The following is a 25,442-nucleotide window of genomic DNA, read 5'->3' as shown; positions in this document are numbered from 1 at the left end:
GAACGACCCCCGCACCGCACCGCCCGTACCGGGTCCGGCCCCGGTGTCAGCGCCGGGCCAGCACCTCCCCGTGCAGCATCGCGAACCACCCGTCCCCCGCCGCCGCCCACTCCCGCCACCCGGCCGCGATCCGGGCCAGTTCGGCCTCGTCCGCGAAGCCCTGGGCCACCGCGGCCCGGGCGATGCCGGAGTCCGTGATCCGCTCGGCCCACAGCCCGCCCCACCACGCGCGCTGCTCGGGCGTCGCGTACGTCCAGGTGCTCGACGTGGCGGCGACCTCGGTGAATCCGGCCTCCCGGGCCCAGGACAGCAGCCGCCGTCCGGCGTCCGGCTCGCCGCCGTTGTGCCGGGCGATCCGCTCGTACAGCTCCAGCCAGCGGTCCAGCTCGGGCACCTCCGGGTACCAGGTCATGCTGGCGTAGTCGACGTCCCGGACGGCGACCGCGCCCCCCTCGGCGGTGACCCGGCGCAGCTCCCGCAGCGCCCCCACCGGGTCGGCCACGTGCTGCAGCACCTGGTGGGCGTGCACCACGTCGAACTCCCCGTCCGCGTACGCCAGCCGGTGCACGTCGGCGACCTCGAACACGACGTTGGACAGCCCGCGCCCGGCGACGTACCGGGCGGCCTCCTCCAGCACCTCGGCCGAGGCGTCCGCGGCCACCACCCGGCCGGTCGGGCCGACCAGTTCGGCCAGGTCGGCGGTGATGGTGCCCGGGCCGCAGCCGATGTCCAGCACGGCCTGCCCGGGCCGCAGGTGGTCCCGCAGATAGGCGGCGGAGTTCTCGACCGTCCGGGAGCGGTGCGAACGCAGCACCGGCTCCTGGTGGCCATGGGTGTAGACGGCGTTCTTCGGTGCGGTCATGGTGATCTCCCCCTCGGGATCGGCCGTTTCCTCGACGCCTCCGACGCTACTCCTCGTCCCGGATCCCGAGAAGATTCGTCTCATATGGTGGTCACCCGACCGGCTGCAGGACGTCCCGGGCCGTACCGTGGACGGCACACCCGACCGACCGCACCGTGAAGGGCTCGCCCCATGCCCGGCCCCCGCCCCTTCGTCCTGCTGAGCGCCGCCATGTCCCTGGACGGCTTCCTCGACGACGCCTCGCCCGAGCGGCTGCTTCTCTCCGGCCCGGCCGACTTCGACCGGGTGGACGCCGAACGGGCCGCCGCCGACGCCGTCCTGGTCGGCGGCAACACCCTGCGCGCGGACAACCCGCGACTGCTGGTCAACGACCCCGGCCGGCGGGCCGCCCGGGCGGCGGACGGACGGCCCGCGTACCCGCTGAAGGTGACCCTCAGCGCGAGCGGCCGACTGGACCGTTCGCTGCGGTTCTGGCACACCGGCGGCGAACGGCTCGCCTACACCACGGACACCGGCGCCGCCGTGCTGCGCCCCGAGCTGGCCGGGCTCGCCGAGGTGGTCGCGCTCGGCCCGGCCGTGGACCTGGGCGCGGTCCTGGACGACCTCGGCGCGCGCGGGGTGCGGCGGCTGATGGTCGAGGGCGGCAGCGGGGTGCACACCCAGTTCCTGGCCCAGGGGCTGGCGGACGAGCTCCAGTTGGCGGTCGCCCCGCTCCTGGTCGGGCAGCCGGGCGCGCCCCGGTTCGTCGGCCCGGCGGACTTCCCCGGCGGCCCGACCAGGCGGATGCGGCTGCTGGAGGCCCGTACGGTGGGCGATGTCGTCCTGCTCAGGTACGCCCCGAAGGAGCCCGCACCGTGACCGAGCCGCACCCCGTGACCGAGCCCGGCGCCGCGTCCGAGGCCGACCTCGCCTTCCTGCGCCGGGCGGTGGAGCTCTCCCGCCACTGCCCGCCCTCGCGGACGGCGTTCTCGGTCGGCGCGGTGGTGGTCGCCGCCGACGGCACGGTGCTGGCCGAGGGCCACAGCCGCGAGGTGGACGGCCACAACCACGCCGAGGAGGCGGCCCTCGCCAAGCTCCCGGCCGGCGACCCCCGACTGCGCGGCGCGACCGTCTACAGCTCGCTGGAGCCCTGCGGGCAGCGGGCCTCCCGCCCGGTGCCGTGCGCCGAACTGCTGATCGCGGCCGGCGTCCCCCGGGTGGTGGTGGCCTGGCGCGAGCCGTCCACCTTCGTCGCCGAGACCCGGGGCGCCGGGCTGCTGGAGGCGGCCGGCATCGAGGTGGTCGAGCTGCCGGAGCTGGCGGAGGAGGCCCGCGCGGTCAACGCGCACCTGCCGGGCTGAGACCCGGCAGCGGCATCCGGGGCGATCTTTTGTATCCTTATTGAACAATCGGCTCGCACTTTCGCGCGCCGCCTCCTCCCGGACGGAGCCGCCCCGTGCCCACGACCTTCACCCCCCGCGCCCTGCTGCTGGACATGGACGGCACCCTGGTCGACTCGGACGCCGTGGTCGAACGCTGCTGGAGCCGCTGGGCCCGGGAGCACGGCCTCGACCCGGCCGAGGTGCTGCACACGGCCCACGGCCGCCAGGGCCACGCCACCATGGCCGTCCTGCTGCCCGACCGCCCCGCGGAGCTCAACCTCGCGGACAACGAGCGGATGCTCGCCGCCGAGCGGGCCGACACCGAGGGCGTCGTCCCCGTCCCCGGCGCCCCCGCGTTCCTCGCCGCCCTGGCCGGTCTGCCGCACGCCCTGGTGACCTCCGCCGACGCCCCGCTCGCCCGGGTCCGGATGGCCGCCGCCGGACTCGCGCTGCCGCAGGTCCTGATCACCGCCGAGTCCGTGGGCGCGAGCAAGCCCGACCCCGAGGGCTTCCTCAAGGGCGCCGCCGCACTCGGCTTCGCCCCCGGCGACTGCCTCGCCTTCGAGGACTCCGGGGCCGGCATCGCCGCCGCCCGCGCCGCCGGCGTCCCGGTCGTCGGCATCGGCCCCCGCGCGGTCGGCCACCGCCCCTCGGCCCACGCCGCCACCCTGGAGTCCGTCACCGTCACCGCGGGCCCGGACGGCACGCTCACCGTCACCGTCGCCTGATCACGGACGGCGGGGCCGGTGCCCACCCGGCACCGGCCCCGCCCTCGACTCCGCGACTCCGACCTGTCCCGCCGCCCTGCCCCGTCTCAGCGGCGGGCGCGGTCCGCCAGCCAGCCCGCCATCGCCCGGACCCCGAAGCCGATCGCCCGCTCGTCCGGCTCGAAGGTCTCGTAGTGCGGGTAGCTCGTCTCGATCCCGGCCCCCGGCGTGCGCACGCCGAGGAAGGTGTACGTGCCCGGGACCCGCTCCAGGAACAGCGCGTAGTCCTCCCCGTTGAACGGGAACGCGGTGCGGTTCACCGTGACCGCGCCGGCGCCGAACTCGCACCGCAGCCGCCGGGCCAGCGCGTTCGCCGCGTCCGCCGGGCAGAGCAGCGCCGGGAACGGGTCCCGCGGGTAGCCGACCACCGCCCCGGGGTACGTCTGCGCCAGCCGGCGGATCTCCTCCCGCACCTCGGCGTCCCGCTCCGGCGGCCAGCACCGGAACTTCGCCTCGACGACCGGCCGCCCCTCCGCGTCCGGGGCCGGCGCCACCCGCGCGCCGGTCACCAGGAACCGGGCCAGCGGCCCGTCCGGCGTCCGCACGTCCCGGACCATGGCCTCCAGGGCAGCGGGGTCCTGCGGCAGGGGAACCGTGCCGAGCGCGGTGATCTCGCCCGCCAGCCGGGCCGCCGCCGACGCCGCGTCCGGGCCGCCGAGCGCGATGTTCACCCAGTCCTGGCCCGGCAGCCCGCTGCCCGGCGTCACGGCGAACCCGCCGACCGGGTAGGGACCGGTGTGCAGGGCGTGGATCTCCTCGACCCCGGTCCGCTCCAGCCACCCCTGCGCGATCATCGCCCGGGCACCGACCAGGCCCTCCTCCCCCGGCTGGAAGAAGAAGACCACCGTGCCGCTCAACCGCTGCCGCAGCCGGGCCAGCGTCAGCGCGACACCCACCCCGACCGCAGTGTGGATGTCGTGCCCGCAGGCGTGCGCCGCCGGCCGCCCCTTCTTCTGCGGCATGATCCCGTCGCCCGGCACCGCGTCCATGTCCGCCCGGTAGGCCACCGTCCGACCCGGCCGCGCTCCGCGCAGCACCGCGACCACACCGTTCCCGGGCACCGCCGTCCCGTCCGGCAGGGTGCTCCCGCCGACCCCGGTGGTCACCTCCAGCCCCGCCGCCCGCAGCCGCCGCGCGACCTCCCCGGCGGCGTACGTCTCCTGGCCCGTGGTCTGCGGGTTCGCGTGCAGCGCCCGCCGCAGCGCGACCAGCTCGCCGTCCAGCCGCGCCGCCGCGGCGTCCACCGCCGCCTGGTCGACCGGGTTCCGCCGCCCCGCCGACTCCGCCGAGGCCCCCGCCCCGGACACCATCACCACAGCCCCGGCCCCGGCCACCCCACCGAGCACCGCCCGCCGACTCGGCCTGTTGCCCGCCACGTTCTCCATCAGTCCCCCACCCGCTCCGATCAATGTGACACCCAGTCAACCAGCCGCTCTCATGCACCCGTCAAGCCCCGCCAGCACCATTGACAAGCCCAGCCCCACGGGTCCCACCGAAAACACCACCGCCCGGCCCGCTGGTGCAGCGGGCCGGGCGGCATGCGGACGTGGGGTCGGATCAGTAGTGGTAGCGGGCCGCCAGGACGACGATCTCCCGGTCCGTGACCAGGTAGACGAGGCGGTGCTCGTCGTCGATCCGGCGGGACCAGGCCCCGGGCAGGTGGTACTTCAGCGGCTCGGGCTTGCCGATCCCGGCGAAGGGGTCCCGCAGGACGTCCTCGATGAGCCTGTTGATCCGGGCGAGCATCTTGCGATCGCTCTTGAGCCAGGACGTGTAGTCCTCCCAGCCGCCCTCCTCGAAGACGAGCCTCACTCAGCACCCTGCCCGGCATCGGCCGAGCCGGGGTCGATGAGCGCGTGTTCGGAAAGCCCGGTGCCGCTCAGGGCGTTCTCGTACGCCCTGAGCAGCCGACGCGCGTTCACCGGCGAGCGCAGGAGGTACGAGCCCTCACGCAGGGCGGCGTAGTCCTCGGCGGAAAGGAGCACGGCATTCCCGTGCCTGGACACGATCTCGATGGCGTCGTGGTCCTCGTTGACCTTCTTGATCAGCGGAAAGAGATCCTTGCGGGCCTCGCTCGCGGTGATGGACACGGCACGTACCCCCTTCGGCGAGTGGTACCGGATACGGTACCACTCGCAGGGGAAGCCGGCCAGGTCGACGAGACGGGAAGAGGGCCGGACTCCGGGAAGTCCGACCCTCTTCGACCCGCGCACCTGCCGGTCAGACGTTGAAGCGGAACTCCACGACGTCGCCGTCCTGCATGAGGTATTCCTTGCCCTCGATGCGGGCCTTGCCCTTGGAGCGGGCCTCGGCGAGGGAGCCGGTCTCGACGAGGTCGGCGAAGGAGATGACCTCGGCCTTGATGAAGCCCTTCTGGAAGTCGGTGTGGATCACACCGGCCGCCTCGGGGGCGGTGGCGCCCTTCTTGATGGTCCAGGCGCGGGATTCCTTGGGGCCTGCGGTGAGGTAGGTCTGCAGGCCGAGGGTGTTGAAGCCGACCCGGGCGAGGGTGGCGAGGCCGGGCTCCTCCTGGCCCATGGACTGGAGCAGCTCCAGTGCCTCGTCGTCCTCCAGCTCGATCAGCTCGGACTCGATCTTGGCGTTGAGGAAGATCGCCTCGGCGGGGGCGACCAGCTCGCGCTGGGCCTGCTTGAAGTCCTCGTCGGCCAGCTCGGCCTCGTCCACGTTGAAGACGTAGAGGAAGGGCTTGGCGGTCAGCAGGTGCAGCTCGCGGATCGGGGCGGTGTCGAAGCCGGCCTCGAAGAGGGTCTTGCCGGTCTCCAGGACCGCCTGGGCGGCCTCGGCGGCGGCCAGGACGGGGGCGGTCTCCTTCTTGAGGCGCGCCTCCTTCTGGAGCCGGGGCAGGACCTTCTCGACGGTCTGGAGGTCGGCCAGGATCAGCTCGGTGTGGATGGTCTCGATGTCGTCCTTGGGCGACACCTTGCCGTCCACGTGCACCACGTCCGGGTCGGTGAAGGCGCGCACGACCTGGCAGATCGCGTCCGACTCGCGGATGTTGGCGAGGAACTTGTTGCCCAGGCCCTCGCCCTCGCTGGCGCCGCGCACGATGCCGGCGATGTCCACGAAGTCCACGGTCGCCGGGAGGATGCGCTGCGAGCCGAAGATCTCGGCGAGCTTGTTCAGCCGGGCGTCCGGGACGCCGACGACGCCGACGTTGGGCTCGATGGTGGCGAACGGGTAGTTGGCCGCCAGCACGTCGTTCTTGGTCAGGGCGTTGAACAGGGTCGACTTGCCGACGTTCGGCAGGCCGACGATTCCGATCGTGAGCGACATGAAGCGCAGTCCCGGGGGCTTGGAGGAGTTGGGCCGGCCCGCTCGCCGGGCCGATCCCCCAGTCTACGGGCAGCGGGTCAGGCGTCCGCCGCCGCCAGCGAGGGCTCCAGGAACTCCAGGCGGTTGCCCAGCCGGTCACTGGAATGGAACCTGCGGTGCCCGGGCAGGTGGTCGTCCCAGACCACCTCGTGGCCGTGGGCGGCCAGCCGCGCGGCGAGGGCGTCCAGGTCGCGAATCTGGAAGCCCGGGTGCCCCTTGCGGGACGGCCGGAACTCCGGCACCACCCCGAGGTGCACCTCCACCCCGCCGCCGCGGAACCAGCAGCCGCCGCGCGCGGCCAGCACCGGGGGCTTCGTCAGCTCCGTCATGCCGAGCACGCCGTGCCAGAAGGCACGGCACTCGTCCTCCGCCCCCGCCGGGATGTCGAGCTGGACGTGGTGAAGGCGTTCGAAGGTGAATCCGCTGGTCATGTGCTCCCCCGGGTGTGATCGGACGTCGGTCACACCAATACTCCGTCCGAAGACACGGAACAAGCCCCGACGGCCCATTACACAGTGTGGCGATGATCGGACCGTACGTTGGGCGGGTGGAGCAGAGCATCCGTACCCAGCCGCCAGGGCCCAGACGCCGACCGCCGAACGGCGCGGCCGGGGCCGCCGTCCCCGGGCCGGGCCGCGCCCCCGGAAGCACCGGCGGACCGGCCGTCCGCCCCGCCGGGAAGGCCCCCGCCAAGGGCTCCGGGAAGTCGGGCGGGAAGTCGGGCGGCAAGACCTCAGGACGGACGGCGGGGCGGGGCGCCGAACCCGGTTCCCGACTACGCCCCGTGTCCGGCCCGCCCGTGCTGCGGGCCCGGATGGCGGGGCGGCTGTACGGGCGGCGGCGCAGCGGCCGGCCGACCAGGCTGACCGCCGTCGGCGCCGGGGTGGCCGCGCTGGCGGCGACGATCACGGTGGCCGGCCTGGACCGGCTGGTCTTCGGCGGGCTGGGGCCGCTGTTCGGCCTCGGCTATCTGCTGGTCTGCTTCCAGCTGGCGGTCCGGGTCCGGTACGCCGACCTGCTGGCCGCGCCGATCAGCGGGCCGATCGCCTTCGCGGCCTCGCTGCTGCTGTTCGGCCCGGTCACCTCCTCCGGGGTGACGGCCCAGGTGGTGGCGCTGGCGACCAATCTGGCCACCCGGGCCGGCTGGCTGTTCACCGGCACCGGGCTGGCCGCGGCGATCGTGCTGGCCCGGTTCGTGGCCCAGCGCCGGATCCACCGCGCGCGCTGAGGGGAGGCCGCCGTTCCCGGTGGCCTCCCCTCGACACCCCTCGACGCGCGGGACGGCGGACGGGCTCAGCCCGAGGCGCGGGCGGCCGCCATGGCCGCGCCGACGATGCCGGCGTCGTTGCGCAGCTCCGCCGGGACGACCCGGGCGCCGCGCTCGCGCAGCAGCGGCAGGAACTTCTCGTGCTTGCGGCTCACCCCGCCGCCGATCACGATCAGCTGCGGCGAGAAGAGCATCTCCACCAGGTCCAGGTACTCGTCCACCCGGCCGGCCCACTGCCCCCAGCTCAGCCCGTGCCGCTCCTTGGCGGCCGAGGAGGCGCGCCGCTCGGCGTCCTTGCCGCGCAGCTCCAGGTGGCCCAGCTCGGTGTTGGGCACCAGCGTGCCGTCCACGAACAGGGCGCTGCCGATGCCGGTGCCGAAGGTCAGCACCAGCACCACGCCCTCCTGGCCCCGCCCGGCGCCGTGGGCGGTCTCGGCGAAGCCGGCCGCGTCGGCGTCGTTGAGCACCACGGCCGGCAGGTCGAGCGCCTCCCGGAACAGGCCGGCCGCGTCCAGGCCGATCCAGCCCTTGTCGACATTGGCGGCGGTCCTGGTGTGCCCGTCGACGACCACGCCGGGGAAGGTCAGGCCCACCGGCCCCTGGTGGTCGAAGTGGCGGACCACCTCGCGGACGGCGTCGACCACCGCCTCCGGCGCGGAGGGCTGCGGGGTGAGGACCTTGTGCCGCTCCTGCGCGAGCACACCCCGGGCGAGGTCGACGGGGGCACCCTTGATGCCCGATCCGCCGATGTCCACACCGAATACCGCCGTCATCTCGACCGCCCTCCGCCCGAACGTTGTCCACAGGCTGTGCATGACTGTGCCTGGCTGTCCACAAAACTTACGAGAGCCCGCCGGGCCCCGCACGGGGGAGGGCCCGGCACCCCGTCGGGGTACCGGGCCCTCCCCCGTGCTCGGACGCGCTACAGCTTGCCCGCGGCCTCGGCGCGCAGGTCGCGGCGGAGCTCCTTGGGCAGCGAGAAGATCAGGTGCTCCTCGGCGGTCTTGACGGTGGAGACCTCGTCGTAGCCGCGGGCGGCCAGCCACTCCAGCACGCCGTCGACCAGGATCTCCGGCACCGAGGCGCCGCTGGTCAGGCCGACCGTGGTGACGCCGGTCAGCCACTCCTCGTGGATCTCCTCGGCGAAGTCCACCAGGTGGGCGGCCTTGGCGCCGTACTCCAGACCGACCTCGACCAGGCGGACGGAGTTGGAGGAGTTCTTGGAACCGACCACGATCAGCAGGTCCGTCTCCGGGGCCATCTGCTTGACGGCCACCTGGCGGTTCTGGGTGGCGTAGCAGATGTCGTCGCTGGGCGGGCTGACCAGCAGCGGGAAGCGCTGCTTGAGCTCGCCGACGGTGGCCATGGTCTCGTCCACCGACAGGGTGGTCTGGGAGAGCCAGACGACCTTGGACTCGTCGCGGACCTGCACGTTGGCGACATCCTCCGCGCCGTCGACCAGGTGGATCCGGTCCGGCGCCTCGCCCATGGTGCCGATGACCTCCTCGTGGCCCTCGTGGCCCACCAGCAGGATGTCGTAGCCCTCGTCGGCGAAGCGCACGGCCTCCTTGTGCACCTTGGTCACCAGCGGGCAGGTGGCGTCGACGGTGGCGAGCTTGCCGGCCCGCGCCTCGTCGTGCACCGCCGGCGCGACGCCGTGGGCCGAGAAGACCACGATCGAGCCCTCGGGCACCTCCTCCGTCTCGTCGACGAAGATCGCGCCCTTCTTCTCCAGGGTCTGCACCACGTACTTGTTGTGGACGATCTGCTTGCGGACGTAGATGGGCGCCCCGTACTGCTCCAGGGCCTTCTCGACGGCGATCACGGCGCGGTCGACGCCCGCGCAGTAGCCCCGGGGGGCGGCGAGCAGGACACGGCGCTGCGCGGTGTTGGAGGACATGGCTCCATCGTACGGGCGGAGGGGAGCCGCGCCGACGGGAGTCGCGTTCCCGTCGGGACCGGTCCCGGGTGCTCAAATGTGGAAGCTATGAGCGAGCGAGCCGGGCCGGACGGACCCGACGACGGCGGGCCCCGGGGTGAGCTGCGGCGCAGCCTCGGCGTCCGCGATCTGGTGGTCTACGGGCTGCTGTTCATCGCCCCGATGGCGCCGGTCGGCGTGTTCGGGGTACTCGACGCCAAGAGCCGCGGCGCGGTCGCGGCGGTCTACCTGGTGGCCACCGCGGCGATGGGCTTCACCGCGGTCTCGTACGCGCAGATGGTGCGGGCGGTGCCCCGGACCGGTTCGGTGTACGCCTACGCGCGGGCCGGGCTCGGCGAGGGGGCGGGCTTCCTGGCCGGCTGGATGGCGCTGCTGGACTACCTGCTGATCCCGGCGGTGGCGTACCTGTTCTCCGGGATCGCGCTGCACTCGCTGGTGCCGGACGTCCCGCGCTGGGTGTGGACGGCGCTCGCGGTGCTGGTGACCACGGCGCTGAACCTGGCCGGGGTGCGGACGGCGGCGGTGGTGGGCTTCGCGGTGCTGGTGGCGGAGCTGGCGGTGCTGGCGGTGTTCGTGGTCGCGGCCTCGGTGGTGCTGGTGCGGGACGGCGCGCAGCGCGGCTGGGCGACGCCGTTCACGGCGGTCGGCGGCTTCTCGGCGTCCGCCGTGCTCTCCGCGGTCTCGGTGGCGGTGCTGTCCTACCTGGGCTTCGACGCGATCGCGACCTTCGTCGAGGAGGCGGTCGGCGCCTCGGCGGCGGTGGCGCGGGCGGTCCTGTGGTGCCTGGTGGTGTCCGGTCTGCTGTTCGTGGCGCAGACCTGGCTGGCGGCGCTGCTGGAGCCGCTCTCCCCGGAGCAGCTGGCGGCGGACCCGGCGGCGCAGGGGTCGGCGTTCTACGACACGGTGGAGGGCTCGGTCGGGCACTGGCTGCAGGTGCTGGTCGCGGCGAGCAAGGCGGTCGGCGCCGCCTTCGCCGCCCTGGCCGGGCAGGCGGCGGCCGGGCGGCTGCTCTTCGCGATGGGCCGGGACGGGCGGCTGCCGCGCTTCCTCGGCGCGGTCGACCCGGGTTCGGCGGTGCCGCGCCGGGCGCTGCTGGTGTCGGCGGGGATCACCCTGGTGGCGGCGGTCTGGGCGGCGGACCGGGACGACGGGCTGGACCGGCTGACCTCGGTGGTGGACATCGGCGCGCTCACCGCGTTCGCCCTGCTGCACGCCTCGGTGGTCGGCTGGTACCTGGTGCGGCACGGCTCGCGGGACTGGGCCCGGCACCTGGTGGTGCCGGTGCTGGGGGTGCTGGTGATCGGCGCGGTGGTGGCCGAGGCGGCCGGCTCGGCGCAGGTGGTGGGGCTGGTCTGGCTGGCGGTCGGCCTGCTGGTGGTGGCCGCCCGGAGCGGTTCCGCTGTCCGCGGGCGTCGCTAGTCTCGTACGCATGGCCAACCCCAGCTCCCCCGAAGCGCCGCTCCCGGTCGGCAAGGTCTCCGCGCTGATCGGCGGCTGGATCGACCGGCTCGGCGCGATCTGGGTGGAGGGACAGATCACCCAGCTCAGCCGACGGCCGGGCGCGGGCGTGGTGTTCCTGACGCTGCGCGACCCGCAGGCGGACACCTCGCTGACGGTCACGTGCTTCCGCTCCGTCTTCGACCAGGTCGCGGACGCGGTGCAGGAGGGCTCGCGGGTGATCGTGCACGCGAAGCCGGAGTGGTACGCGGCGCGCGGCCAGCTCTCGCTGCGGGCCTCGGAGATCCGGCTGGTCGGTCTGGGCGAGCTGCTGGCCCGGCTGGAGCAGCTGAAGCGGCGGCTGGCCGACGAGGGCCTGTTCGCGGCGGACCGCAAGAAGCCGCTGCCGTTCCTGCCGCAGTGCGTCGGGCTGGTCACCGGGCGCGGCTCGGCGGCGGAGCGGGACGTCCTGGAGAACGCCCGGCGGCGCTGGCCCGCCGTCCGCTTCGAGATCCGCAACGTCCCGGTGCAGGGCGTCAGCGCGGTGGAGCGGGTGAGCGAGGCAGTCCGGGAGCTGGACGAGCACCCCGAGGTGGACGTGATCGTGGTGGCCCGGGGCGGCGGCAGCGTCGAGGACCTGCTGCCGTTCTCGGACGAGGGCCTGGTCCGGCTGGTCGCGGCCGCGCGGACGCCGGTGGTGAGCGCGATCGGCCACGAGCCGGACCAGCCGCTGCTGGACTTCGTCGCCGATCTGCGCGCCTCCACGCCCACCGATGCCGCCAAACGGGTGGTTCCGGACGTCGGGGAGGAGCTGGCCAAGGTCCGGCAGCTGCGGGACCGGGCGCGGCGGTACGTCCTGGCCCGGGTGGAGCGGGAGCGGCACGGGCTGGACGGGGTGCGCAGCCGGCCGGTGCTGGCCGCGCCGCAGCGGATGCTGGACGGGCGGGGTCAGGAGGTGGCCGGGCTGCTGGAGCGGTCCCGGCGCACCCTGAACCACCGGCTGGAGCACGCGCAGAGCGATCTCGGGCACACCCTGGCCAGGGTGGTCGCGCTCTCCCCGGCGGCCACCCTGGAGCGCGGGTACGCGGTGCTGCAGCGGCGGGACGGCACGGTGGTGACCGATCCGGCGCAGGTCGCGGCGGGCGAGGGGCTGCACGCCCGGGTGGCGGGCGGCGGCTTCGACGTCACCGCGGACGGCGGCGCGGCGGACGGACGGTAGCGGCAGCGGCGGGCGGCTCGTCGGACGACAGCGGCGGGCGGGGCGGGCACGCTGTCGGTCCGGCCCCCTAGGCTGGCTCCCATGGCAGACGAGGAGCAGAGCACGGCGGCAGCGGCCGTGGAGGCGCCGACCGCGGACGACGCGCTGGGGTACGAGCACGCGCGGGACGCGCTGCTGGAGGTGGTCCGGCAGCTGGAGAACGGCGGCACCTCGCTGGAGGAGTCGCTGGCCCTGTGGGAGCGCGGCGAGCAGCTGGCGAAGGTCTGCCAGCGCTGGCTGGACGGTGCGCGGGCCCGGCTGGACGCCGCGCTGGCCGCCGAGGAGGACGCTCCACCGCGGGGGTGACGCAGGTCACGTTCACCTCGGGGAACAGTTGAATGTTCACCCATGTTGGGAACGTCTGACCGGCTGCGGCCGGTCGGCACAACAAGACGACCCCCCAGCTTCTTCCTCCCCCGAGGTGCACTGATTATGACCACCGACGCCCTGGTTCTCGACGCCGCCGCCCAGGACCTGCTGTTCCGCGAGGCCCGCACGGCCAACTCCTTCACCGACGAGCCGGTCTCCGACGAGCAGATCCAGGCCATCTACGAGCTGGTCAAGTTCGGCCCGACGGCGATGAACCAGCAGCCGCTGCGCGTCGTCCTGGTCCGCTCGGCCGAGGGCCGCGAGCGCCTGGTCCAGCACCTCGGCGAGGGCAACAAGGCCAAGACCGCCGCCGCCCCGCTGACCGCGATCCTCGCCGTGGACAACGAGTTCCACGAGGAGCTGCCGACCGTCTTCCCGCACTTCCCGGCCGCCAAGAGCTACTTCAGCGAGCGCCCGGTCCGCGAGGCCTCGGCCGCGATGAACGGCGCCCTGCAGGCCGGCTACTTCATCATCGGCGTGCGCGCCGCCGGCCTGGCCGCCGGCCCGATGACCGGCTACGACGCCGAGGGCATCAACAAGGAGTTCTTCACCGACGGCGAGCACTCGGTGCTGGCCGTGGTGAACATCGGCAAGCCGGGCGAGAACGCCTGGTACCCGCGCTCGCCGCGACTGGCCTTCGACGAGGTCGTCACCACCGTCTGAGTCGCCACCTCCCGAGGCACCACCGTCCGGACCGGGACCGCCCCCGAGACCCCGGGCCCGGACGGCGCGAGGGCCCCGCACGCAGCTTGGGTTCTAGGAGTCGTTGCAACACCCCAGCTCAGGGGATGCGATGGACTTCGAGATCCGCAAGGACCGGAAGCCTCAGGGGACCAGGAAACTGACCGCTGAGCGGGAGGCATACTTCCGGCTCATGCAGCAGGGCTACAGCAGTACGGAAGCCTGCCGGATCGTCGGCGTCAACGTCCGGACCGGCAAGAAGTGGCGTAATGGCCATCACTCGCCCGGTGGGCAGAGGAAGGCGGTACCTCCCATCCATGTGGAGGTGCCGCCTTCCGGTCCGTCCCGGTACCTGCGCGAGGCCGACCGCATCCACATAGCAGACCGGCTGCGGGAGAAGGTCGCCATCCGCAAGATCGCCGCCGAGCTCGGTCGCAGCCCCTCCACGATCAGCCGCGAGATCGCGCGCAACCGCCACCCGGTCAACGGCCAATACCGGCCGCACGCCGCACAGGCCCGGGCCGATGCCCGCCGGCCCCGACCCAAGCCCGGCAAGATCGGCCAGAACCCCGAACTGCGGGACTTCATTCAGCATCATCTGGGCAGGAAGTGGAGTCCGGAGCAGATCTGCCAGGCTCTGCGTGCACAGTTTCCCGATCGACCGGAGATGCACGTGGTCCACGAGACGGTCTACCAGGCCCTCTACGTCCAAGGCCGCGGCGAACTGCGCCGGGAACTGGCCGCCGCCCTGCGGACCGGACGCGCCCGGCGCAAGTCGCACCGCCAAGCGGCCTGCCGCCAGCCGCGGTTCGTCACCCCGATGGTCATGATCAGCGAGCGCCCCGCCGAGGTCGAGGACCGGGCGGTGCCCGGCCACTGGGAGGGCGACCTGATCATCGGCAAGGACGGCGGATCCGCGATCGGCACCCTGGTCGAGCGCGCGACCCGCTATGTGATGCTCCTGCACCTGGCCGAGGGCCGAACCGCCGAGCAGGTCCGCGACGCCCTGGTGACCATCGTCCAGACCCTGCCCGGCCACCTGGTGCGCTCGCTGACCTGGGACCAGGGCTCCGAGATGGCCGCCCACGGCTCGTTCACCCTGGCCACCGACATCCCGGTCTACTTCTGCGATCCCGCCAGTCCCTGGCAGCGCGGTTCGAACGAGAACACGAACGGCCTGCTGCGGCAGTACTTCCCCAAGGGCACCGACCTGTCCGCCCACAGCCCCGAACAGCTGGCCGCCGTCGCCGCCGAACTCAACGGCCGCCCACGCAAAACGCTCGGCTGGGAAACCCCAGCCGAGCGCCTGCATAAACTGCTCGCGGCCTAGACAACCGACCACGTGTTGCAACGACCCCTAGAAACCGCCCAGCGCGTGCGGGGCCCTTCCGCGTCCCTGCCGGGCGCTCCCGGAGCGGAGATCTCCGCCCCGGGGGCGGGAACCGGACTACTTCAGCGCCCGCGCCAGCTCCGCCAGCTCCTCGTAGGAGGCGGTGCCGGTCAGTACGGTGGTGGCGCTGCCGGTCTGCGACGTGATCGCCCGCGCCTTCGGGCCCTGCACCCGCTCCCATGCCTGGCCGGCGACGTCCTCGGTGCCGTCCGGCTTGCCGCCGGCCACCGTCGCCTTGAGCACGTCGTCACGCGCGATGTCGCTCTGCTCCACGGCCGCGTACTGGCCCGAGGGGGTGACGAAGCCCAGGTGCCAGGCGTTGCCCTTGCCGTTGTTGGTCGCCGCCGCGTTGTACGTCACCGAGGTGGCCCGCCACTTCGGGGACAGGCCCTCCGGGACGAGCAGCGGGTACGGCGCGGCGCGCTTGGCGCTGGCCGCGGCCACCCTGTAGTCCACCGGGCGCACCCCGTCGCCGTCCGCGTCGTGCGGCAGGAACAGGTACCCGACCCAGACCACGACGCCGACGGCCAGCATCGACAGGACCATGTCCCGTACGGTCTGCCGGCCCCTCATGCCCTTGCTCTCTCCAGCCACCCCCACATGGTGACTCATGCCGACGCGGTCGCCCGCACCCGGGGTGCCGCGTCGGGGTGCCGAGGCCCGCCGAGGGGCAAAAGCCGCCCCCGCCGGTCCGTGGAGGGACCCGCGCCACAGACAGTCATGTCGTGGGCAGATACGATCGCAGGACCCTCACCACGGCGTTCGACCAGGCAGTAGTCGGGCGCTTACTGGCCGTCGCGTACAGAGAGGTAACGACGATGACCACGCAGTACCCGCACCATCTCCCCAGCTCCCTCGAGGTCGCGCCCGAGGCTCCTGACCGGAACCTCGCGCTCGAACTCGTCCGGGTCACCGAGGCCGCCGCGCTCGCCGCCGGCCGCTGGGTCGGCCGTGGCGACAAGAACGGCGCCGACGGCGCCGCTGTCCGGGCCATGCGCACCCTCGTCTCCACCGTCTCGATGAACGGCGTCGTCGTCATCGGCGAGGGGGAGAAGGACGAAGCCCCGATGCTCTACAACGGCGAACGGGTCGGCGACGGCACCGGCGCCGAGTGCGATGTCGCGGTCGACCCCGTCGACGGCACCACGCTCACGGCCAAGGGCATGAACAACGCGGTCGCCGTCCTGGCCGTCGCCGACCGGGGCACCATGTTCGACCCGAGCGCCGTGTTCTACATGGACAAGCTGGTCACCGGGCCGGAGGCCGCCGACTTCGTCGACATCACCGCCCCGACGGCCGTCAACATCCGCCGGGTCGCCAAGGCCAAGGGCATCGCCGTCGAGGACGTCACCGTCGTCGTCCTGGACCGCCCCCGCCACCAGGGTCTGATCCAGGAGATCCGCGAGGCCGGCGCCCGGATCAAGTACATCTCCGACGGCGACGTCGCCGGCGCCATCATGGCCGCCCGCGAGGGCACCGGCGTCGACCTGCTCATGGGCATCGGCGGCACCCCCGAGGGCATCATCGCCGCCTGCGCGATGAAGTGCATGGGCGGCGTGATCCAGGGCAGGCTCTGGCCCAAGGACGACGCCGAGCGGCAGAAGGCCATCGACGCCGGGCACGACCTCGACCGGGTGCTCAGCACCGACGACCTGGTCAGCGGCGAGAACGTGTTCTTCGTCGCCACCGGCATCACCGACGGCGAGCTGCTGCGCGGTGTGCACTACCGCCAGGAGACCGCCACCACCAGCTCGCTGGTCATGCGCTCCAAGAGCGGCACCATCCGCGAGGTCCACGCCACCCACCGGCTGTCCAAGCTGCGGGCCTACAGCGCGATCGACTTCGACCGCGCCAACTGAACGACCCCGTGACCGGGCCGCCCACCGGCGGCCCGGACCACGACGGAGCCACGACGAACCCGCGGCCTCGGCGAAATCCCCCTTCGCCGAGGCCGCGGGCGTGTGCGGGCCCGTAGGACCCGTGCCGACGCCGGGCCCGGCGCCGGGGTCACCCCGCGATCCGGCCCCTCGCCCCCGGCACCCGGACCGGCTCGCACAGCTCGACGTCCCGCCGGCGGCGCCGCGCCAGCACCACCCGGCGCTCGGCCGCCGTCAGCCCGCCCCAGACCCCGTAGGGCTCCGGCTGCGCCAACGCGTGCTCCCGGCAGTCCAGCAGCACCGGGCAGCGGGCACACACCTGCTTCGCCTGCTCCTCCCGCGACAGCCGGGCCGCGGTCGGCTCCTTGGACGGCGCGAAGAACAGGCCCACCTCGTCCCGCCGGCAGGCCGCGGCGGTGTGCCACGGACTGTCCTCGCCCGCAGGCTGCGCCGGGGGCCGCTCCAGCAACTGCGCCGCGACCACCGGCGAGGCGGCGGCGGACGGCCGCCCGACCGGCGACGGGGCGGCCGGCGACGGGGCGGCGGCGGAGGTGGTGCGGGACTCGATCGGATGCAGCACGGCCGTACTCCTGACGAGGCTCTCGGACACGGGGATGCTCGCTCCCCTGCCCGGCTGCGGGGTCCCCGTTCACACCCGGGCCGGCCTCAGGCCGCCTCCGGTACGCAGCCGTACAAGAAGCGATGTGCCAGAGGAACTACCCCACGGCGCCAGGATTCATGCACACTGCACGCAACCGACTACAGCGTGCACCCGACACAACGACGAGTGCCCGGCCGGGAGTTGTCCCCGGCCGGGCACCGGACCGGCCGCCGAGCGGCGGAGTCCGTCGTTCCGTATGCGTCCCGGCGGCCCGCCGGACCGTTCCGTCCGACCGCCCGGCCCGCGGGCTCAGTCGGCGCCGAGCTGCTTGCGCACCCACTCCTTGAGCTTCTTGCCCCGGCGCGGCTTGGCCTCGCAGCCGCCGAACACCGCGGCGCCCTTGACCCGCACCACCGGGGCGTACGGGTCCGCCGCGGTCTGCTCCTTGACGTCGAAGCCGCCGAAGATGCCGACGCCGCCGCCGTGCAGGCTGACGTTCTCCGGCACCTTGATCTCCACCCCGCCGAAGATCGCCACCACGTCGATCACCACCTCGGGCGACTCGAACACGGCGTCCGTCAGATCGATCTCGACCCCGCCGAAGATCGCCACCGCGCGCAGGTTCGACCCCACCCGCCACCGGCCCTTGCGGGACGAGCCGCCGAAGACCGCCAGCATGGTCGGCGCCTCGTTGCGGGCCGGCAGCCGCACCGGGCCGTCCGGACGCGGGGCCGCCGCCGGGTCGCCCAGCGGCGGCTTCTCGAAGGAGATCCCGCTGTGCACCGGAAGGTCCCGGGTCAGCGGCACGAGGTCGCCCAGGGTCTTGGCCCCGTACGCCGCCTCGATCCGCTCGGCGTGCTCCTCGACGTCCAACCGCCCCTCGGCGTAGGCGTCGCGCAGCAGCTCGGCCACCCGTTCGCGGTCGGCGTCCGAGGCCCGGATCTCGGCCTCCGCCACGGGGGCGTGCGCGGGTCGGGCGGGCGGCGTCGCCGCAGGCTTGGTCATCGGTACGGCCCCCCGGCCCTGATCGTCCATCCGCTGGTCCTGCGGGTCCTTCGACGGCGAGTTCTCCACGGGCCCAGCCTAGTCAACCGGGCAAGCCCCGCCCCCACCGGTGGGTGACCCCGGTCACGCAGGCTGACCTTCCCGCGTGCGCGATTCCCGCGCGTCCTACCCTTGAGGGTGCTCTCGCCCTCCAGGGTGCTTCGCCGACGCAGCCGGAACACTGGCAACACTGGATATCTAAGGACCGCCCCCATGGCTCCCACGCCGGACTTCGAGTACAGCGACCTTCTCCCCCTGGGCGCTGACCCGACCCCCTACCGCAAGCTCACCTCCGAGGGTGTCTCCACCTTCGAGGCCGGCGGCCGGACCTTCCTCCAGGTCGAGCCCGAGGCCCTGCGGCTGCTCACCGCCGAGGCGATGCACGACATCTCGCACTACCTCCGCCCGGCCCACCTCGCCCAGCTGCGCCGCATCCTGGACGACCCCGAGGCCAGCCCCAACGACCGCTTCGTCGCGCTGGACCTGCTGAAGAACGTCAACATCTCGGCCGGCGGCATCCTGCCGATGTGCCAGGACACCGGCACCGCGATCGTCATGGGCAAGCGCGGCCAGAACGTGCTGACGGCCGGGAGCGACGAGGCCGCCGTCGCCCGCGGCGTCTACGACGCGTACACGAAGCTCAACCTGCGCTACTCCCAGATGGCCCCGGTGACCATGTGGGACGAGAAGAACACCGGCAACAACCTGCCGGCCCAGATCGAGCTTTACGCCACCGACGGCGACGCCTACAAGTTCCTCTTCATGGCCAAGGGCGGCGGCTCGGCCAACAAGTCGTACCTGTACCAGGAGACCAAGGCCATCCTGAACGAGGCCAGCATGCTCTCGTTCCTGGAGCAGAAGATCCGCTCGCTGGGCACCGCCGCCTGCCCGCCGTACCACCTGGCCATCGTGATCGGCGGCACCAGCGCCGAGTTCGCGCTGAAGACCGCCAAGTACGCGTCCGCGCACTACCTGGACCAGCTGCCGACCTCCGGCGACGCGAAGACCGGCCACGGCTTCCGGGACCTGGAGCTGGAGGCCAAGGTCACCGAGCTGACCCAGAAGATCGGCATCGGCGCCCAGTTCGGCGGCAAGTACTTCTGCCACGACGTGCGCGTGGTCCGACTGCCCCGCCACGGCGCCTCGCTGCCCGTCGCGATGGCCGTCTCCTGCTCCGCCGACCGCCAGGCCCTGGGCAAGATCACCGCCGAGGGCGTCTTCCTGGAGCAGCTGGAGACCGACCCGGCGAAGTACCTGCCGGACACCACCGACGAACACCTCGACGACGACGTGGTGCGGATCGACCTCGACCAGCCGATGTCCGCGATCCGCGCCGAGCTCTCCAAGTACCCGGTGAAGACCCGGCTCTCGCTCACCGGCACCCTGGTCGTCGCGCGCGACATCGCCCACGCCAAGATCAAGGAGCGCCTGGACGCCGGCGAGGGCATGCCCAAGTACCTCCAGGACCACCCGGTCTACTACGCCGGCCCGGCCAAGACCCCCGAGGGCTTCGCCTCCGGCTCCTTCGGCCCCACCACGGCCGGCCGGATGGACTCCTACGTCGACCAGTTCCAGGCCGCCGGCGGCTCCATGGTCATGCTCGCCAAGGGCAACCGCTCCAAGCAGGTCACCGACGCCTGCGCCGCGCACGGCGGCTTCTACCTCGGCTCCATCGGCGGCCCGGCGGCCCGCCTCGCCCAGGACTGCATCAAGAAGGTCGAGGTCCTGGAGTACGCCGAGCTGGGCATGGAGGCCGTCTGGCGGATCGAGGTCGAGGACTTCCCGGCCTTCGTCGTGGTCGACGACAAGGGCAACGACTTCTTCCGCGAGACCACCGAGGGCCCGCTGATCACGAGCCTGCGGGTCCGCTCGAAGGAGTAGCGCGCACCGTCGCTCCCCCGCGGCCCAGTGCCGCGACCCGCCGCCCCGGCCGCCGTCCGCGCCCGGGGCGGTGGCGCGTCCGCGTGCGGTGCCGGGCACCCGATGTCGGGCGTCAATGCGTCGGGCGTCAGGCGTCGAAGTCGTACTCCAGGACGTAGGAGGCCGCGTCCAGGATCATCTCGTTCAGCTCGACGACCTGGCCCTCGTCGGCGAAGGCGGTCCGGCAGATGAGGATCACCGGGGTGCCGGCGGAGAGCTCCAGCCGGGCGGTCTCCTCGGCGGCCGGCATCCGGGAGCGGACCTCCTCGCGGAAGTGCACCGGCTTGGCGCCTATCTCGGCCAGCCGCGCGTAGGTGCCGCCGGGACCGGTGTCCTCACGGGTGATGGCGGTACCGGCCACGAGTCCGGCCGGCAGGTAGGAGGTCGACAGCAGCACCGGCTTGCCGTCCAGGACGAAGCGCCGGTGCCGCACGCACATCGGCTCGCCCGGGTCGACGCCGAGCACCCGGGCCACGTGCTCGGGCGCGCCCTGCTCGGTGACCGACACCTGGTCGACGACCAGGGTGCGGTTGTCGATGTCGGCCGACCATATCGACCGGCCCGAGCCCCACTGGCCCTGGGCGAGCCGCTGGATCCCGCGCCGGCGCAGCGGCCGGAAGTCCCGGACGAAGACGCCGGCCCCGCGGCGGGCCTCGGCGATGCCCTCGCTCTGCAGCACGCCGAGTGCCTGACGGGCGGTCATCCTCGCCACGCCGTAGACGTCCATGAGGTCGTTCTCGCCGGGCAGCCGGTCGCCCGCCCGGTACTCGCCGGCGTCGATGGCCGCCTTCAGCGTGTCGGCGATCCGTTGGTACTTGGGCTGCTTCTCGCCGCTGCTGCTGCCGACCATCGCCTTCTCCCTCGTCCTCTCGGAAATCGTAGGCGCGCCCGCGGCCGCCGGTAAGCCGATAGGACCGGCTGGACCGTTGACATCTCTAGAGATATTAGCTTCTCTAGAGATGCTGGGTAGTCGCAGAGCAGAGCCGAACCAAAAAGCCAAGCCACGACAGCGACCAGGGCCGGCCACCACCGTCGCCGCGCCCGCACCGGAGCAGCAAGGAGCAGCGCGGTGAGCATCCGAAAGCGCGCCGCCGCGGCCTACCGGCCGCGCGTGGGGGAATCCGTCCTCGACACCAGGACCGGACGCACCGGCGTCTACATGGACACCATCGGCGGGGAGCACTACCTCCGCCCGCCCGAGGGCGGTTGCGAGTGGACCGCCCGCCCCGAACACGTCACCCCGGCCGGCCCGGCCGACGGCGGGAGCACCGGCGCCGCCGACGCCGACCCGGCCGACCCCACCAGACCCGCCGGCCGCGCCGACCCGGCACCGACCGCCCCCGCCCACGCGGCCTGACCCCTCACCCGGCGGGGCAAACCCGACGGCGAGTTCCGGCCACCGGGTACACGTACGGGCCGCTCGCCGCGACGGCGGGCGGGCCGTGGGGAGGGCCGTGCGGACATGTGCCGGAGGCAATTGCCGACATTCTCGACAAAGGCTCCGGTGACAGCGGCCGTACAACTCGTGAACGCGACAAGGTCGAGATCAACTCGTATACACATGGGCGGTTTCCGCCGATATCAGTGCCGAATTGGCACCAGGAATCCCACCCCGAGAAGCGAAGGGCCACCGGCGGCCCGACGCGCGAACGCCCCGCACCGCCGGTGGCGGGATGCGGGGCGCTCGGGTGGCGTGTGGAGCTACGGGTGACCGGCAATGATTCCGGCAGAGGCGCCGGTGGCGGTCACGAGGTAGCCGGTGGTCACCACGATCGTCGAGACGGCGACGATCGCGAGGCGACGGAAGTGCTTCACGGATGTTCCCCCCGGAACTGCTGATCGACGCGCTTACGGGTGCGCGGCGATGATGCCCTGAGGCTCGCGCTTCTGGCCGGGCTCGGCACCGTCGGCCTTCTCGGCGTCCACGATGTACTGGCCCTCGTCGCCGAACTCGTCGTCCAGCAGGTCGGCCTTGTGGTCGGCGGTGGGCTCGGTGTACTCGGCCGGGTTCGGGGTCGCCGCGATCGCGCCCTCGACGGCCTGGCCGGCGACGGCCTCGACGGCCGGCTCGGTCGACACGGGGGTCGCGCTCTCGTTGTTGGCCATGGGCGGGCCGCCTTTCGGTCATCAAATGTCGTGTGCCCCACCGGCTCGGCGCGGGCACGGAGTCAGTATCGTAGGGTTGATTAAATGTCCGATAAACATCGTGCGGCTGACCGTGCCGTCCGGCAGAGTCGGCCCCCCGCCTAAGCTGAAGCCACCACAACGGCGGAACCGCCGAGCGCCCTACCGGGAAATCGACACCAGGCCATCGGGGGACTACATGGAGTTTCGGGAGACGCCGCCTGCTCCGGCGCTGCGCTTCCAGGTACTCGGTCCGGTCCAGGCCTGGCTCGACGGCAGGCAGCTCGCCCTCGGCTCCCCGCAGCAGCAGGCCGTCCTGACCATGCTCCTGCTCCACGCCGGCCGCCCGGTCACCACCCAGGACCTCGTCGACGGACTCTGGGGCGACCGACCGCCCACCCAGGCCGTCGCGGCGCTGCGCACCTACGTCTCCCGGCTGCGCACGGTCATCGAGCCCCGCCGCGAGGTGCGCCGTCCCGCCGAGTTCCTGGTCTCGGTCGCAGACGGCTACGCCCTGCACATCCCGGCCGAAGCCCTGGACGTCATCGTCTTCGAGAACCTCGCCGTCGAGGCCACGACCGCACGTGGTGCCGGAGACCTGGACAACGCCCACCAGTTGCTGGTCCGCTCGCTGGCGCTGTTCGCCGGCCGGCCGCTCACCGGCGTCCCCGGCCCCTACGCGGACTCCCAGCGGCAGCGGCTCGCCGAGCGCCAGGTGTCGGTGGCCGAGGAGCGCTGCGCGGTCGCGCTCGACATCGGCCTGCACGCCGAGGTGGTCGGCGAGCTGAACGCGCTCACCGCCGAACACCCGCTGCGCGAGCGGCTGCGCGAACTGCTGATGCTCGCGCTGTACCGCTGCGGCCGGCAGGCGGAGGCGCTCGGCGTCTACACCGACACCCGGAAGCTGCTGATCGACGAACTGGGTGTCGAACCGGGCACCGGCCTCTCCGCGATGCACGCCCGGATCCTCGCCGCGGATCCCGCGCTGGCGCTCCCGGTCGTGCCGGCCCCGGTGCTCACCGCCAGGGAGGAGAACCCGGCGCCCCCGCCGGCCCCGGCCCAACTTCCGGCCGACGTCTCCGACTTCAGCGGCCGGGCGGAGATGGTGGCCGACCTCTCGTCCGTCCTGATGAGCGCCACCGGTCAAGCCGTGGTGGTCACTTCACTGGCCGGCATCGGCGGCGTCGGCAAGACCACCCTCGCCGTGCACGTCGCCCACCGGGTCCGCACGGAGTTCCCGGACGGGCAGCTCTACGTCGACCTCCGCGGCGCGGGCGCCTCACCTGCCGATCCCGCCATGGTGCTCGGCGACTTCCTGCACGCGCTCGGCGTCACCGAGAACCCCGACTCACTGGAGCAGCGCGCCGCCCTCTACCGGTCGCTGCTCGCCAGCCGCCGGATGCTGATCCTGCTCGACAACGCCCAGGACGCCGAGCAGATCCGCCCGCTGATCCCCGGGGTCTCCAGCTGCGCGGTGCTCGCCACCAGCCGCTCCCGGCTGGCCGGCATCCCCGGCGCGCACCTGGTGGACGTCGAGGAGCTGACCCCGGAGGAGGCGCTGGCGCTCTTCTCCACGATCGTCGGCGAGCAGCGCGTCGCCGCCGAACCCGAAGCCGCCATGGCCGTGGTGACCGCCTGCGGTTTCCTGCCGCTCGCGGTCCGCATCGCCGCCGCCCGGCTCGCCAGCCGCCCCCGGTGGAGCGTCTCCGACCTGGCCCGTCGGTTAGCCGATCAACGGCGGCGCCTGGACGAGCTGCAGCTCGGCAACCTCGCCGTGGAGACCACCATCGGGCTCGGGTACGGACAGCTGTCCCCCACCGAGGCCCGGGCCTTTCGCCTGCTCGCGCTGATCGACTCGCCCGACTTCCCCCTGGCTGCGGCCGCCGCGCTGCTGGGCACCGACGAGCGGACGGCCGAGGATGTCGCCGAGGCGCTCGTCGAGGCCAACATGCTGGAGTGCTTCACTCCGGGTCGCTACCGGTACCACGACCTGCTGCGGCTCTACGCCCAGCGGCAGAACGAACGGGTCGGCGACACGGAGCAGCAGCACTCGGCGGTGCGACGGCTGCTGAACCTGCTGCTGCCCACCATGTACAACGCCGCCCGCGCGATCGAGCCCGACGACCAGCTGCCGGAGCCGCTGAGTCCGCCGGACGGCCCCGGGCTGCCCCTGCCGACGAGCGACGCCGCCCGGGAATGGCTCCGGTCCGAGAACGCCGTCCTGCTCAGCTCGGTGGAGACCGCGGTCTGCGGGCCGAGTGAGCTGCGTCGGCCCGCGGTGGACCTGTTGATCCTGCTGTACAGCCTCGGGGCCGACCCGACCCAGGGACCCCGGGTCCGCTCCATCCTGGAGGTGGCGGACCGCAATGCCCAGGTGGCCGAGGACTCCGCCGGACTCGCGCGGGTGCATTTCGCGATCGGCACCCTGCAGTCCGTCACCAACGACTTCCAGGGCGCCGAGCGTTCGCTGCGACGGAGCCTGGAGTTCCAGACCAGCGGCGACATGACGGTCCTTCGCTCCGCCGCCACCAACACCCTCGGCATCATCCTCAGCATCGGCAACCGGCCCGCCGAGGCCCTCCCGTTCTTCGAGCAGGCACTCGCGATCAGCAGGGTGGTCGGTGCGCCGATCGGCGAGGCCAGGCTCATCAGCAACATCGCCCGCGTCCAGCAACGGCTGGGGATGACCGAGGTCGCCGTCAGCTCCGCCAGTGAGGCGGTGGCGGCCGCGCGGGCGTCCAAGAACGGGCCGTGCCTGGCCGACACGCTCTACCAGCTCGGCGTCGTCCTCGCTTCCGGCGAGGCGGTCGACCATCTGCGGGAAGCGCACAAGCTGTACCAGGCCCAGCAGAACCCGCTCTGGGAGGGCTACACCCTCGCCCGGCTCTCCTCCTCGCTGCTCGCCGCCGGCCAGCAGGCCGAGGCGGCGGAGACGGCCGAGGAGTCACTGGCGATCGGACTGGAGATGGACTCCGCCTACTGCCAGGGCCTGGCGAACGCCGCACTGGGCGAGGCGTTGCTCGGCCTCGCCCAGCCGGCACGCGGACTGGCGTGCCTGCGCGAGGCGCACGCCGTCTTCACGCGGCTCGGTGTGCCAGAGGCCTCCCCCGTGGCGGACCTCGTCTCCCAGCAGCACACCGAGCCCTTCCCTCCCCCCGCGCCGTAGGGCCCCGTTTCCCCCGTACTTCCCCCCTGGGGTCCTCCCCGTGAGC

Annotated in this window: 24 protein-coding genes and 1 pseudogene; 12 read left to right on the top strand and 13 right to left on the bottom strand. The window is 73.1% G+C overall.

What is annotated here, in order from left to right:
• Nucleotides 1-46: 46 nt before the first annotated feature.
• Nucleotides 47-862 (bottom strand): methyltransferase domain-containing protein, encoded by an 816-nt coding sequence (locus tag OG715_RS25715; RefSeq protein ID WP_266271297.1) that lies wholly within the window; start codon nt 860-862, stop codon nt 47-49.
• Between the two features lie 171 nt (nt 863-1,033).
• Here OG715_RS25715 and OG715_RS25710 point away from each other — a divergent pair.
• A pseudogene (locus OG715_RS25710) lies at nt 1,034-2,202 on the top strand (dihydrofolate reductase family protein).
• A 95-nt stretch (nt 2,203-2,297) separates the two neighbouring features.
• Nucleotides 2,298-2,951, top strand: a complete 654-nt coding sequence (locus tag OG715_RS25705) for an HAD-IA family hydrolase (protein WP_266271296.1) — start codon at nt 2,298-2,300, stop codon at nt 2,949-2,951.
• A gap of 86 nt (nt 2,952-3,037) precedes the next feature.
• Here OG715_RS25705 and OG715_RS25700 read toward each other — a convergent pair whose 3' ends face one another.
• From OG715_RS25700 to OG715_RS25680, 5 genes are all read right to left on the bottom strand, one after another.
• A complete protein-coding gene (locus tag OG715_RS25700) occupies nt 3,038-4,375 on the bottom strand; it encodes a M20 metallopeptidase family protein (protein WP_266271295.1) in 1,338 nt (445 codons plus the stop codon).
• A gap of 172 nt (nt 4,376-4,547) precedes the next feature.
• A complete protein-coding gene (locus tag OG715_RS25695; RefSeq protein ID WP_266271294.1) occupies nt 4,548-4,802 on the bottom strand; it encodes a Txe/YoeB family addiction module toxin in 255 nt (84 codons plus the stop codon).
• The gene (locus tag OG715_RS25690; RefSeq protein WP_266271293.1) at nt 4,799-5,080 is read right to left on the bottom strand and encodes a type II toxin-antitoxin system Phd/YefM family antitoxin; all 282 of its coding nucleotides are present in this window, start codon (nt 5,078-5,080) and stop codon (nt 4,799-4,801) included. The genes OG715_RS25695 and OG715_RS25690 overlap by 4 nt, the downstream gene beginning before the upstream one ends.
• Nucleotides 5,081-5,210: 130 nt before the next feature.
• Nucleotides 5,211-6,284 carry a redox-regulated ATPase YchF gene (ychF, locus tag OG715_RS25685; protein ID WP_266271292.1) on the bottom strand — a complete coding sequence of 358 codons (1,074 nt, stop codon included), beginning with the start codon at nt 6,282-6,284 and terminating at the stop codon, nt 5,211-5,213.
• A gap of 77 nt (nt 6,285-6,361) precedes the next feature.
• Nucleotides 6,362-6,754 (bottom strand): VOC family protein, encoded by a 393-nt coding sequence (locus tag OG715_RS25680; RefSeq protein WP_266271291.1) that lies wholly within the window; start codon nt 6,752-6,754, stop codon nt 6,362-6,364.
• A 116-nt stretch (nt 6,755-6,870) separates the two neighbouring features.
• Here OG715_RS25680 and OG715_RS25675 point away from each other — a divergent pair, with 116 nt between their 5' ends.
• Nucleotides 6,871-7,551, top strand: a complete 681-nt coding sequence (locus tag OG715_RS25675; protein ID WP_327064162.1) for a DUF6542 domain-containing protein — start codon at nt 6,871-6,873, stop codon at nt 7,549-7,551.
• A 65-nt stretch (nt 7,552-7,616) separates the two neighbouring features.
• Here the strand turns inward: OG715_RS25675 and ppgK are convergent, their stop codons facing one another.
• Both ppgK and OG715_RS25665 read right to left on the bottom strand, forming a co-directional pair.
• Nucleotides 7,617-8,363, bottom strand: a complete 747-nt coding sequence (ppgK, locus tag OG715_RS25670) for a polyphosphate--glucose phosphotransferase (protein ID WP_266271289.1) — start codon at nt 8,361-8,363, stop codon at nt 7,617-7,619.
• 149 nt (nt 8,364-8,512) lie between these two features.
• Nucleotides 8,513-9,490, bottom strand: a complete 978-nt coding sequence (locus OG715_RS25665) for a 4-hydroxy-3-methylbut-2-enyl diphosphate reductase (protein ID WP_266271288.1) — start codon at nt 9,488-9,490, stop codon at nt 8,513-8,515.
• Between the two features lie 87 nt (nt 9,491-9,577).
• On the opposite strand from OG715_RS25665, the gene OG715_RS25660 reads away from it, so the two are divergent.
• From OG715_RS25660 to OG715_RS25640, 5 genes are all read left to right on the top strand, one after another.
• Entirely contained in the window at nt 9,578-10,948 is a 1,371-nt protein-coding gene (locus OG715_RS25660; RefSeq protein WP_266271287.1) for an APC family permease, read from the top strand.
• 10 nt (nt 10,949-10,958) lie between these two features.
• Entirely contained in the window at nt 10,959-12,185 is a 1,227-nt protein-coding gene (xseA, locus tag OG715_RS25655; RefSeq protein WP_266271286.1) for an exodeoxyribonuclease VII large subunit, read from the top strand.
• A gap of 81 nt (nt 12,186-12,266) precedes the next feature.
• On the top strand, nt 12,267-12,530 hold the full coding sequence (locus OG715_RS25650; protein WP_051741232.1) for an exodeoxyribonuclease VII small subunit: 264 nt from the start codon (nt 12,267-12,269) through the stop codon (nt 12,528-12,530).
• 126 nt (nt 12,531-12,656) lie between these two features.
• The gene (locus OG715_RS25645) at nt 12,657-13,256 is read left to right on the top strand and encodes a malonic semialdehyde reductase (RefSeq protein ID WP_266271285.1); all 600 of its coding nucleotides are present in this window, start codon (nt 12,657-12,659) and stop codon (nt 13,254-13,256) included.
• A gap of 130 nt (nt 13,257-13,386) precedes the next feature.
• Nucleotides 13,387-14,604: an IS30 family transposase gene (locus OG715_RS25640; RefSeq protein WP_266271214.1), complete on the top strand. Its 1,218-nt coding sequence runs from the start codon at nt 13,387-13,389 to the stop codon at nt 14,602-14,604.
• A 117-nt stretch (nt 14,605-14,721) separates the two neighbouring features.
• Here OG715_RS25640 and OG715_RS25635 read toward each other — a convergent pair whose 3' ends face one another.
• On the bottom strand, nt 14,722-15,258 hold the full coding sequence (locus OG715_RS25635) for a DUF4245 domain-containing protein (protein ID WP_266271284.1): 537 nt from the start codon (nt 15,256-15,258) through the stop codon (nt 14,722-14,724).
• A gap of 224 nt (nt 15,259-15,482) precedes the next feature.
• Here OG715_RS25635 and glpX point away from each other — a divergent pair, with 224 nt between their 5' ends.
• Nucleotides 15,483-16,523, top strand: a complete 1,041-nt coding sequence (gene glpX, locus OG715_RS25630; RefSeq protein ID WP_266271283.1) for a class II fructose-bisphosphatase — start codon at nt 15,483-15,485, stop codon at nt 16,521-16,523.
• 148 nt (nt 16,524-16,671) lie between these two features.
• On the opposite strand, the gene OG715_RS25625 is transcribed toward glpX, so the two are convergent.
• Nucleotides 16,672-17,025, bottom strand: a complete 354-nt coding sequence (locus tag OG715_RS25625; RefSeq protein WP_266271827.1) for a WhiB family transcriptional regulator — start codon at nt 17,023-17,025, stop codon at nt 16,672-16,674.
• 426 nt (nt 17,026-17,451) lie between these two features.
• Nucleotides 17,452-18,177: a DUF1707 SHOCT-like domain-containing protein gene (locus tag OG715_RS25620; protein ID WP_407661131.1), complete on the bottom strand. Its 726-nt coding sequence runs from the start codon at nt 18,175-18,177 to the stop codon at nt 17,452-17,454.
• A gap of 222 nt (nt 18,178-18,399) precedes the next feature.
• Here OG715_RS25620 and OG715_RS25615 point away from each other — a divergent pair, with 222 nt between their 5' ends.
• The gene (locus OG715_RS25615) at nt 18,400-20,067 is read left to right on the top strand and encodes a fumarate hydratase (RefSeq protein ID WP_266271282.1); all 1,668 of its coding nucleotides are present in this window, start codon (nt 18,400-18,402) and stop codon (nt 20,065-20,067) included.
• Nucleotides 20,068-20,194: 127 nt separating this feature from the next.
• Here OG715_RS25615 and OG715_RS25610 read toward each other — a convergent pair whose 3' ends face one another.
• Entirely contained in the window at nt 20,195-20,956 is a 762-nt protein-coding gene (locus tag OG715_RS25610) for a GntR family transcriptional regulator (RefSeq protein WP_266271281.1), read from the bottom strand.
• A gap of 219 nt (nt 20,957-21,175) precedes the next feature.
• On the opposite strand from OG715_RS25610, the gene OG715_RS25605 reads away from it, so the two are divergent.
• Nucleotides 21,176-21,463, top strand: coding sequence for a hypothetical protein (locus tag OG715_RS25605; protein WP_266271280.1), 288 nt, complete (start codon nt 21,176-21,178; stop codon nt 21,461-21,463).
• A gap of 491 nt (nt 21,464-21,954) precedes the next feature.
• Here OG715_RS25605 and OG715_RS25600 read toward each other — a convergent pair whose 3' ends face one another.
• The gene (locus OG715_RS25600) at nt 21,955-22,212 is read right to left on the bottom strand and encodes a hypothetical protein (protein ID WP_266271279.1); all 258 of its coding nucleotides are present in this window, start codon (nt 22,210-22,212) and stop codon (nt 21,955-21,957) included.
• 217 nt (nt 22,213-22,429) lie between these two features.
• Here OG715_RS25600 and OG715_RS25595 point away from each other — a divergent pair, with 217 nt between their 5' ends.
• A complete protein-coding gene (locus OG715_RS25595; protein WP_266271277.1) occupies nt 22,430-25,396 on the top strand; it encodes an AfsR/SARP family transcriptional regulator in 2,967 nt (988 codons plus the stop codon).
• The last annotated feature ends 46 nt before the right edge of the window (nt 25,397-25,442 follow it).

The sequence above is a fragment of the Kitasatospora purpeofusca genome (assembly GCF_036010405.1).
GTDB lineage: Bacteria > Actinomycetota > Actinomycetes > Streptomycetales > Streptomycetaceae > Kitasatospora > Kitasatospora purpeofusca.
Note: the sequence above shows the minus strand (reverse complement) of the source record. Positions and strands in the feature narration are given on the sequence as shown.